Source organism: Acidimicrobiia bacterium (assembly GCA_016650365.1).
Classification (GTDB): domain Bacteria; phylum Actinomycetota; class Acidimicrobiia; order Spongiisociales; family JAENVV01; genus JAENVV01.
Window position 1 is genome coordinate 1 of record JAENVV010000130.1, and the last position, 10461, is coordinate 10461.

General features: G+C 60.0%; 7 protein-coding genes. 6 read left to right on the forward strand and 1 reads right to left on the reverse strand.

From position 1 onward, the window contains the following. Positions 1-66: 66 nt before the first annotated feature. Positions 67-3612: a multifunctional oxoglutarate decarboxylase/oxoglutarate dehydrogenase thiamine pyrophosphate-binding subunit/dihydrolipoyllysine-residue succinyltransferase subunit gene (locus tag JJE47_07710; GenBank protein MBK5267306.1), complete on the reverse strand. Its 3546-nt coding sequence runs from the start codon at positions 3610-3612 to the stop codon at positions 67-69. 112 nt (positions 3613-3724) lie between these two features. On the opposite strand from JJE47_07710, the gene JJE47_07715 reads away from it, so the two are divergent. From JJE47_07715 to JJE47_07740, 6 genes are all read left to right on the forward strand, one after another. Further along, entirely contained in the window at positions 3725-4840 is a 1116-nt protein-coding gene (locus tag JJE47_07715) for an aminotransferase class V-fold PLP-dependent enzyme (GenBank protein MBK5267307.1), read from the forward strand. Continuing rightward, the gene (locus JJE47_07720; GenBank protein ID MBK5267308.1) at positions 4833-5294 is read left to right on the forward strand and encodes a hypothetical protein; all 462 of its coding nucleotides are present in this window, start codon (positions 4833-4835) and stop codon (positions 5292-5294) included. The genes JJE47_07715 and JJE47_07720 overlap by 8 nt, the downstream gene beginning before the upstream one ends. Before the next feature lie 57 nt (positions 5295-5351). Continuing rightward, a complete protein-coding gene (locus tag JJE47_07725) occupies positions 5352-7766 on the forward strand; it encodes a DUF87 domain-containing protein (protein MBK5267309.1) in 2415 nt (804 codons plus the stop codon). A gap of 92 nt (positions 7767-7858) precedes the next feature. Further along, positions 7859-8605 carry a flavodoxin family protein gene (locus tag JJE47_07730; protein MBK5267310.1) on the forward strand — a complete coding sequence of 249 codons (747 nt, stop codon included), beginning with the start codon at positions 7859-7861 and terminating at the stop codon, positions 8603-8605. A 54-nt stretch (positions 8606-8659) separates the two neighbouring features. Further along, entirely contained in the window at positions 8660-9496 is an 837-nt protein-coding gene (locus JJE47_07735) for a PAC2 family protein (GenBank protein ID MBK5267311.1), read from the forward strand. Continuing rightward, a partial coding sequence (locus JJE47_07740) for a DUF445 family protein (protein MBK5267312.1) occupies positions 9496-10461 on the forward strand: 966 nt, incomplete at its 3' end. The genes JJE47_07735 and JJE47_07740, both read left to right, overlap by 1 nt.

Genomic DNA, 10461 nt, shown 5'->3' on the forward strand with positions numbered 1-10461 from the left:
AAATCACCAAAGCCAGATACCTGCCTCCCCCGGCCATCTAGCTCGACATTCGCAAACCCTCGACGACTAGCGAAAGGCCTGGTCGCTGAGCGCAGCTTGCTCGCGGTCGTGTTGGTGATGGCTCCCGCTGGCCGGACTGGCCGATTCCGGGCGGCTGATCAATCCGACCTCACCACCGATCAACGCCGCCAACCGGGGGCGAATGAATGTCCAGGCACCCATGTTGACGGGCTCCTCCTGGAGCCAGGTGACCTCCACTCCCCGACGGTATCGGCCAAGCTCGGCCATCAGCTCTGCTTCAGGGAACGGGTAAAGCTGTTCAACCCGAACCAGCGCCACCTCCGACGAGCGGTTCTCCAATAGGTCGTAGTACACCTTGCCCGAGCACAACACCACACGTTTGACGTCGGTAACGACAACGTCGGGGTCACCAATGACCGGCTCGAAAGCCCCGGTAACAATGTGTTCAACGCTCCCGAATGCTTCCTTGGTTCGAAGAAGACTCTTGGGCGTGAGAACGACCATCGGTTTCCGTATCGGATCGAGCGACTGGCGCCGTAGCGCATGGAAATAGGACGTGGAAGTGGACGGCACGATAACCCGCAAGTTGTCCCCGGCACACGACTGAAGAAAGCGTTCCAACCGGGCGGACGAGTGTTCGGGACCTTGCCCCTCAAAGCCGTGCGGGAGCAGCATGACCAGCCTGGATCGCTGGCCCCACTTGTCTTCGCCCGCCGAGATGAATTGATCGATGATCACCTGGGCACCGTTCACAAAGTCGCCGAACTGGGCTTCCCAGGCGGTAAAAGCTTGCGGAGCTCCAATCGAGTAGCCGTACTCGAACCCGAGAGCACCGAACTCGGACAGTAGCGAGTCGACCAGTCGAAGTCTGGCATGCCCATCAGCGAGGTCCTGGAGCGCGATCCATTCCTTACCCGTTTCGTAGTCCACCAGGCTGGCATGACGGTGCGAGAAGGTCCCTCGTTTTGAATCCTCCCCGGCCAATCGGACCCAGATTCCGTCCAGCGCCATGGATCCAAACGCGAACGCTTCGGCCATGCCCCAATCGACGAGCCCCTCATCGAACATCCGGCGCCGATTCTCGACGAGTCGGACCAGTTTGGGGTGTAGGTTGAATCCGTCCGGAGGCGTTGAAACGGCCGTCACAATTTGTTCGAGAATGTCCCGGTCGACCGACGAGCTCAGAGCCCCGGATGGTTGTGACTCGACTACCGGGTCAGACGGCACCGCTTCAAGGTCACGAGTTTCATTGAACGCCATGTCGAGCAATCCTCGAAACTCTTCAAGAAATGCCTCGCCTTCTTCGATGGAAATTTCTTTGGTGTTGACCAGTTTTTCCATATAGAGCTTGCGGACCGACCTGCGCTGATCGATGATCCGATACATGATCGGCTGGGTATAGGACGGCTCGTCGCCCTCATTGTGACCCCGACGCCGATAACAGATCATGTCAATCACGACGTCCTTGTCGAACGTCTGGCGAAACGCGAAGGCCAATTCGGCGGCTTTGGCTACCGCTTCCGGATCGTCACCGTTGACATGGATGATGGGAGCCTGGACCGTCTTGGCGACATCGGTGGCGTAGAAACTCGATCGGGCATCCAGGCTCGAAGTGGTGAATCCAACCTGGTTGTTCACAACGATATGAACGGTTCCACCGGTTCGATAGCCGCGCAGTTGGGACATGTTCAATGTCTCCACCACCACGCCCTGCCCGGCAAAGGCGGCATCGCCGTGGATAAGGACCGGCAACACCTTCTGATGGCCGGTCGGACCGTGCTGCTCTTGTTTGGCACGGACAAATCCTTCCAGCACCGGATCGACAGCCTCCAGGTGGCTGGGATTGGCCACGACCGAGACGACCAGCTTCCGGCCATCGACCAACTCGTGAATCCCGCTTGAACCGAGGTGATACTTGACGTCGCCCGAACCCTGAGTCTTGGCCACATCGGCGTCATCGAACTCGCGGAAGATACGGGCATATTCCTTGCCGATCGTGTTCGCCAATACGTTGAGCCGACCACGATGGGCCATCCCCATAACGACCTCTTCCATCCCGGCCTCACCGGCTGAGTTCAGGACCGTGTCGAGCAGAGGAATGAGACTCTCTGCCCCTTCAAGACCAAACCGCTTGTGGCCCACATACTTGGTGTGGAGGAATCGTTCGAAGGCTTCCGCCTGGTTGAGCTTACGGAGCAGCCGGATCTTCGCCTGCTGGGAAACGGGCGGCTGGGCGCCCTCAATCCGCTTCTGGATCCAATCCTTCTGAACGGGTTCCTGGATATGCATGTACTCGATGCCAGTTGTCCGACAGTACGCATCGCGCAGTGAACCGAGAATGTCACCCAGCTTCATGACGGGTTGGTCAAGGATTCCACCGGTGGCGAACTCCCGATCAAGATCCCAGATCGTGAGGCCATACGTCAACGGATCAAGTTCGGGGTGAAGTAACGGAGCGCTTTGCCTGAGCGGATCAAGGTCGGCGATGAGATGTCCACGGACCCGGTAGATGTTGATGAGCTGAAATACCCTGGCCTGTTTCTCGGCCCACGCGGTGGTCCCAATCTGCGGGTTGTCGTCGACCGCCCAACGCGCCGGCGTATAGGGGATGCCCATCGCCTGAAAAATGTCGTCGTAAAATCGATCTGCGCCAAGCAGCAGCTCATGCACCCGGGCTAGAAACCGGCCAGATTGGGCACCCTGAATAACCCGGTGGTCGTAGGTAGAAGTCATGGTGATGATCCGACCGATGCCCATCCGGGCCAGAAAGGCCGGATTGGCCGCGGCAAACTCGGGTGGAAAATTGATCGCTCCAACACCAACGATCAGCCCGTGATCATCCATCAACCGCGGTACCGACTGAACGGTCCCGATCGTGCCAGGGTTGGTCAGGCTGACCGTGGTGCCTGCGAAGTCCTCAGGGGTGATCTTGTTCGAACGAACCCGGTGGACCATCTCTTCGTACGCCAGCCAGAACTCCTGAAAGTTCATCTGGTCGGCTGACCGGATGTTCGGCACCATGAGACTGCGGGAGCCGTCTTTGCGCTCGACATCGATTGCCAGGCCGAGATTCACTGCCGCGTGCTGCACCAGATAAGCCTGGCCGTCCACCACCTGGTAGGCGACGTTCATGTCGGGCTGCTCGGCAATCACTCGTACCACTGCCCAACCGATCAGGTGGGTGAACGAAACCTTGCCACCCAGGGTGATTCGAGCCAGCTGATTATTGATGATCCGCCGATTGACCTCCAGCAGTTTGGCGGGGATCGTCCGAACTGACGTGGCGGTTGGCACCGACAGCGAGTCATCCATCCGCTCGGCGATCCGGGCTGAGACCCCGCGTAATGGCGACGCGCCGGGTGGTAGTTCCTGATCGTCTCGAGCGGCGGCGGGCGCCGGAGCCGTCGGCGTCGGTGCCGGGGATTTACCCTGGACGGCGACCTGGGCGTTCAAGCCGGGAGCGTAATCAGAGAAGAACTCTTGCCAGGCTTCGGAAACACTCGCTGGGGTGTCGAGGAACTTGCGGTACATCTCGTCGACGAGCCAAATATTTGGCCCGAATCCACCTTCGATGAGATCACCAGCTGTCATGGGAGGTCCTGTAGGAAAGATTGGTCTACGCGACCATCGTACTCGGCTCGTAAAACGAGCCGACAGGCGATCCACAGGAAACGGACGAATGCATCGCGATACACTCGCAACCATGGCACCCAACTGGCGATCTCAGTTCCCCATTCTCGAAACGACGACTTATCTCTCGAGCCATAACCAGGGGGCCATGAGTTTCGCTTCTTCGGATCTGCTTGCCCAATTCGCCGAAGACTGGGCAACCCTCGGATCGTCAGCCTGGGATCAAGCCTGGTCGAGCCTGCCGTTCGAAGTCGGTAACACGATCGGCACCCTGGTGGGCGCTTCGCCCCAAACGACGGTTGCCACAACCGGCATGATGGCCGCGTTGGTAGCCATCGACTCGTGTTTCCGTTTCCAGCCCGCTCAATCCCGATTTGTGACCACTCAACTGGAACACAGTCCGGGTCGCCGGTACTGGCAACGCCAGGCCGGACTCACCGAGGCAATCGTCCGCAGTTGGGATGGTCGCACCATCGCCACCGAGACCCTCCTGGCAGAAATCGATGAGCGCACCGCCATTGTGATGCTGAGCGATGGGCCGCCATCTGGTTCGTCAATCGACCTGAAGCGGGTCGTGGCCGCCGCCCACGACGTCGATGGATACGTCCTACTTGACTGCTCACAGTCAGCCGGCGCCGTACCGATCGATATCGAGGATCTCGGTGTCGACTTTGCAGTTGGCCGCACCGATGGATGGCTCTGCGGAGGGACCTCATCGGCCTGGTTGTACGTGCATCCCGAGATTCTCGGCCAGCTTGAACCACGGACCCCGGGCTGGGGGATCGACGGTGACCCGACCTGGCCCGATCCCGATCCGTCCGGGATTGGCAGGTTTCTCGACGGGCCACCGAACCCGGCCGCTCTCTACGCCCTCACGGCCGGGCTCGAACCCCTCTTCACACTCGGAATCGAAAACATCCGGCAACGCTCGCTGGCCGCCACTGGCAACGTGATCGAGCTTGCCGAATCGGCGGCCGTGCCGGTTACGTCCGACACGTCGGAAGATCGGGGTGCCATCGTCACCCTGCAAGTCGACGATGCGTTCCGTGTCCAATCCGGCCTGCAGGCCCTTGATATTCTCGTGGGTGCGTACAGTCCCGACGAAATCTCGATCGGGCCGCATTTCTACAACAATCAGGCCGACCTTGACACCTTCATCAGCACATTGAAAAGCATCAACCATGGATGACAGCCATTGGCGGGCAGCGGCGATAAGCCTGTTCAATGAGGCATGGAGCTATATCGACCTCGAAACACGCTCACAAGACGAAGAGCGCATGATGCTGGCAACCGCACTCGGCTCGCTCGCCTGTTGGCGAAAGGTCGGCGACGAGAAGAATTTCTCAGTCTCAGACTGGCAAGTCTCCCGGGTGTATGCGCTCATCGGAGATGCGGACCTGGCCAGAATCTACGGTGAGTCGGCGCTCGGGTTTGCCAAAGCCGGAGCGCTCGAGCCGTTCTACGTCGGGTTCGCCCATGAATCCCTGGCCAGGGCCGCGTTCGTGGCAGGCGACGTATCCCTCGCTCGCCGTCACATTGCCTCGGCAACGGCCAGGGCTGGCAACGTGGCCGACGTGCGCGACCGGCAGCTGCTCGACACGGCGCTGGCGGACCTTGAGTCACTTCTCCCCGGAGCGCCGTAGAGAATCCTCGCCGAAGACGGGGTCCTACAATCGGATCAGAACGGCCCAGGAGTACCAATGGTTGAACAAGCTCGAGGCGAACTATTCCTCGGTGGGATCATCGATCCCACCAGCAACGAAAAGACAGGCGAGAACGTCCTGTATGACTCCCATGACCTCACGACGCATGGGGTGATCATTGGAATGACCGGCTCGGGCAAAACCGGCCTTGGAATCGTGGCTCTTGAGGAGGCGCTCCTCTCCAACATTCCCTGCTTGATCATTGACCCCAAGGGCGACATGGGCAACCTTTTGCTCAACTTCCCAAGCTTTCAACCGTCGGACTTTCGGCCATGGGTCGACGAGGGCGCGGCTCGCCGCCAGGATCAGACGCCCGACGAGTTTGCTGCCTCGACCGCCGAAACATGGAAGAACGGTCTGGAAGGGTGGGGCATCACCGGTGATCGGCTCCGCCAACTGGGACTTGGCGCAGAGTTCCAGATCTATACACCTGGTTCTGTGGCAGGTATCCCGCTCAATATCGTAGGTTCCCTGGCGGCCCCGGATCTTGATTGGGCGACAGAGGCCGAGACCATCCGGGCTGAGATCGAAGGCTTCGTATCGTCGCTTCTGGTCCTCGCCAACATTGTGGCCGACCCGATCTCCTCGCCGGAGCACATCCTTCTTTCAACCATACTTGAAAAAGCCTGGACCGAAGGGCGCAACCTCGATCTTGCCTCACTCATCGGCCAGGTCCAGTCACCCCCGATTCGCAAACTGGGGGTCTTCGATCTCGATACCTTCTTCCCTCCAAAGGATCGCCTGAAGCTGGCCATGAGCCTCAACGGCCTCGTTGCGTCGCCGGCTTTCGCCTCGTGGACCGAGGGGCCGGCTCTCGATATCCAGAGCCTCCTCTTCACCACTGATGGCAAGGCCCGCGCCTCCATCATGTATCTGTCACATTTGACGGATGCGGAGCGCCAGTTCGTGGTAACCCTCCTGTTATCGAAGGTAGTGACCTGGATGCGCAAGCAGCAAGGCACGTCGGACCTCAGGGCACTCATCTACATGGATGAGGTCTTTGGATTCGTTCCACCAACTGCCAACCCGCCCTCCAAGAAGCCGATTCTCACGTTGCTCAAGCAGGCGAGGGCCTTCGGTGTTGGCTTGTTGCTATCGACTCAGAACCCCGTCGACCTGGACTACAAGGCCATGTCGAACGCAGGAACCTGGATGATCGGACGGCTACAAACCGAACGGGACAAGGCTCGCATTATCGAAGGACTCAAGTCGGCGTCAGGAGCCGTCGATGTCAACACGCTCAGTGCACTCATTTCGGACCTCGACAAACGTCAGTTCATCTTGCATTCGACATCGGCCAAGGCACCGCGACTTTTCACAACACGATGGGCCATGTCGTACCTCGCCGGCCCACTGTCTCGCGAGCAAGTGAAGTCACTTACCGCCGACTCACCAGAGCGGTCCCCTGTGGCAACTCGCGAGCCGTCAGAGCCGGCACCAAACCCGGCTGACCAAGCAACGGCTGGGGCCATGTCGGAGGGTGCCTCGGAGGACGAGAGCCCGGTGGCGCCACAGGTACCCGACACCACTCGGGTGTATTACCTCGATCCGGCCGCACCGTGGGCGGCTGAATTGGGAATCGACCCCAACGGAACCAGACTTGAGGCCGGCCTCGTAGCCAGGGTCAACATGGTGTTTGACGACCAATACGCCGGTATAGACCACACCGAAGAGTGGGAAGCCATTTTCTATCCGATCGGCGACCGTTTTGACCCGGCCACTGCCAAGGTCGTCGATTACGACGACCGGGATCTGATGACCGTCGCCCCGGCAGGGTGCAATTACGCCCTACCGGTTGCCGCGATCGACACGAAGGGCTTCTACAGCTCGGCAACCACGGCCCTGCGTGACTGGTTGTCCCGCAACCAACGGGTGCAGGTTTTCAAGAACCCTGCCTTGAAGATCTACTCGCGGATTGGAGAGACCGAAGCCGACTTTCAAAGTCGGTGCCAAACCGCGGCCGAGGAAGCCGCCGATGCGGCCATTGCCAGCCTGAAGGACAAATACAAAATGAAGATTCGAACGGTTAACGACCAGTTGGCGAGCGCCGAGCGACGGGTCAGAGAGTTGGAAACCGACGTCCAGGGTCGACGCCAAAGCGAACTCATCTCCGGCGCCGGCGATCTTCTCGGGTCGATTCTCGGTGGCCGATCACGATCAAGGGCGGTTGGTTCGGCTGCTTCCCGCCGACGAATGACCCGCCAGACCCAGGAGCGACTCCAAACGGCCAGCGAGAGACTCACCAACAAGAACGATCAACTCGGGGCGCTCGAAGATGACCTCGAGAACGACGTGAACACGATCATGGAACAATGGGACGCGGCGGCCGCCGACATCGAGACGGTCGATATCGGCCTCGAAAAAACCGACATCTCGGTTGGCGAACTCAGCCTCGTGTGGATCCGCGTCTAGAGATCCTGATGCTCGGTTCCCGCAACCCGCATGGAACAACGGTGCCCTCACGGCGGTTGGAAGCCGGGTAGCTACGAAAGGCGAGGGACATCATGGAGCTCTCAGAACGACAGCAGGCCATCTCTACGTCAAGTACCTGGGACTTCTCAGATATCTCGGCGCTGTTTATCAACACCTCCCTGAAGAAGTCCCCGGAAATGTCGCACACCCAGGGCCTGATGGACATCTCCATCGCCATCATGGAAGCGAATGGGGTCACAACGGAGGTCATCAGGGCCGCCGACCACGACATCGCGCCGGGCGTGTGGCCGGACATGACCGAACACGGAGCGTCTTTCGACGAATGGCCAGCCATCTACGCCAAAGTCTCCAACGCAGACATCCTGGTGCTGGGCACCGCCATCTGGCTTGGCGAGAAGACCTCAATTTGCACCAGGGTCATCGAGCGGCTCTACGGGAACTCGTCACAACTCAACGAGCACGGCCAGTACTCCTATTACGGCAAAACCGGTGGCTGTCTCATCACCGGCAACGAGGACGGTGCCAAACACTGCGCCATGAACATTCTCTACTCCCTTCAGCACCTCGGCTACGTGATCCCTCCCCAAGCCGACGCCGCCTGGCTAGGAGAGGCCGGTCCAGGGCCGTCCTACCTCGATCCAGGATCAGGTGGTCCAGAGAATGATTTCACCAACCGGAACACCACCTTCATGACCTGGAACCTTCTCCACACCGCCCGCATCATCAAGGACGCCGGCGGCTGGCCGGTGCACGGAAACCAGCGGGCTTCCTGGGACGCCGGTTGCCGATTCGACTTCCCCAACCCCGAATACCGGTAGCCAGGCACCCTGCCCAAAGCCCGACTTAAGGTCAAGGGCCACTAGGCTGGTCGCATGGAAGACCTGTCGTGGATATCCCGGCCGTCACTCCGTGACCCCGTGGCCATATATGCCTTTTCCGGTTGGAATGACGCCGCCGAATCGGCCAGTGGCGCGCTTTGGAACTTGTTGAGCCTCAATGACAGCCTCGATGTCGCCGTCATCGATCATGATGCGTTCAATGATCATCAGGTCAGCCGACCCATCGTCAGCTACGAAGGCGACGATCGGATCATTACGTGGCCAGAGACGCGCATCTACGCCATCGAGACAGAGCAGAAACGCGATCTTGTGGTCATCCTCGGCGAAGAACCACGACTCAGGTGGAAAGTCTTCACCCGGATCATCGCCCATGTTCTGTCGGAACTGGGGGTATCCGAGGCGATCGCCCTTGGCGCCTTTATCGGTCAGGTCCCCCATACGCTGCCGGTGCCCGTGATCGGCGTGACGGACAATGCCGAGCAGCGGTTGGCGCTCGGTCTACTCCCACCCACCTACGAAGGCCCAACCGGCATCACCGGCATACTCACCGAGGTCTTGACTCAAGCCGGAGTAACGGTGACGAGCTTGTGGGCTGCCACGCCGCATTATTTGTCTGAAAACAGCAACCCGAAGGCTGCCCAAACGCTTCTCGTCAAGGCGGAAGCCTTGCTTGGCCTGGATCTGGACTCAGCCGGTCTCGACCGGGACGTCAAAGCCTGGGAGCGGCGGGTCGACAAAGCGGTCTCCAATTCCGACGAGATGTCCGAGTACCTCGCCGAACTCGAAGAGTCGGCCGATCTGTACTCGCCGCCTCCTGACACGGGCGGGCAATTGGTCGATGAGATCGAACGGTTCCTGCGCGACAACTGATGATCGGCACCCCGGAGCAGGTGCGGCGACTGCGCGCTATGAAGCTGAAAGCCGTATCGCTTCTCATCGCCGCCGCCGCCATATTCATCACGACCTTCTACCTGGCTGACGCCACCTGGGTCGGATATGTCAGGGCTGCCAGCGAAGCGGCCATGGTTGGAGGTATCGCAGACTGGTTCGCCGTCACTGCGTTGTTTCGGTACCCGCTCGGGATACCGATCCCCCACACCGCTGTCCTTCCTCGCAGTAAGGATGCCGTCGCCGCCAGCCTCGGCCGATTTATCAGCGATACGTTCCTCAACCCGGATCAACTAACCAAACGCATCGCCCACCTCAAGCCGGCCGACCGATTGGCCGCCTATCTGTCAGATCCCGAGCACGCCACCGCCGTCGCCGGTGTGGCCGCCGGTCTACTTCGCTCGCTGGCGGAAGCGGTCGACGACAGTTCGATTCAGGACAACATCCAACGCCTCATCGTCGACCATGCGATCGACGCGGACCTCGGACCAGCGCTTATCAGTTTTGTCGAGCACGCCATCGACAACGGACATCACGTCACGGTGATTGACGCGGCCATCACCGCCCTGCAGACATCGGTAAGAAACGCCAGGCCGACCCTGCGCGATCGCCTCAGAGAAGAATCCCCGTGGTGGGTACCCGAATCCGTTGACGATGTCGTGTTCGGACGCCTCCTCACCGGCCTCGACCGGTTCCTGGGCGAGGTGAAGGACCAGCCAGATCATCCGCTCCGCGTGGAACTCGATACCAACATCGTCAAACAGCTACGAGCCATCGAAGCCGACGGATCCTTGTCGGAGACCACAAGCCGGCTGCGTGACGATCTGATGGAGCATCCTTCGCTTCAGGCCTGGATCAGCTCTCTATGGGAAGGGGCGGTGGCGATGATCGGACGGGTGGCGGATGAACCAGCCGGCGACCTGCGGACGATGGTCAGCGAACCAATT

What these genes read in the sequence shown, in the direction of transcription:
- JJE47_07710 (MBK5267306.1), bottom strand. Translation starts at nt 3,612, where the DNA reads ATGACAGCTGGTGATCTCATCGAAGGTGGATTCGGGCCAAATATTTGG.
- JJE47_07715 (MBK5267307.1), top strand. Translation starts at nt 3,725, where the DNA reads ATGGCACCCAACTGGCGATCTCAGTTCCCCATTCTCGAAACGACGACT.
- JJE47_07720 (MBK5267308.1), top strand. Translation starts at nt 4,833, where the DNA reads ATGGATGACAGCCATTGGCGGGCAGCGGCGATAAGCCTGTTCAATGAG.
- JJE47_07725 (MBK5267309.1), top strand. Translation starts at nt 5,352, where the DNA reads ATGGTTGAACAAGCTCGAGGCGAACTATTCCTCGGTGGGATCATCGAT.
- JJE47_07730 (MBK5267310.1), top strand. Translation starts at nt 7,859, where the DNA reads ATGGAGCTCTCAGAACGACAGCAGGCCATCTCTACGTCAAGTACCTGG.
- JJE47_07735 (MBK5267311.1), top strand. Translation starts at nt 8,660, where the DNA reads ATGGAAGACCTGTCGTGGATATCCCGGCCGTCACTCCGTGACCCCGTG.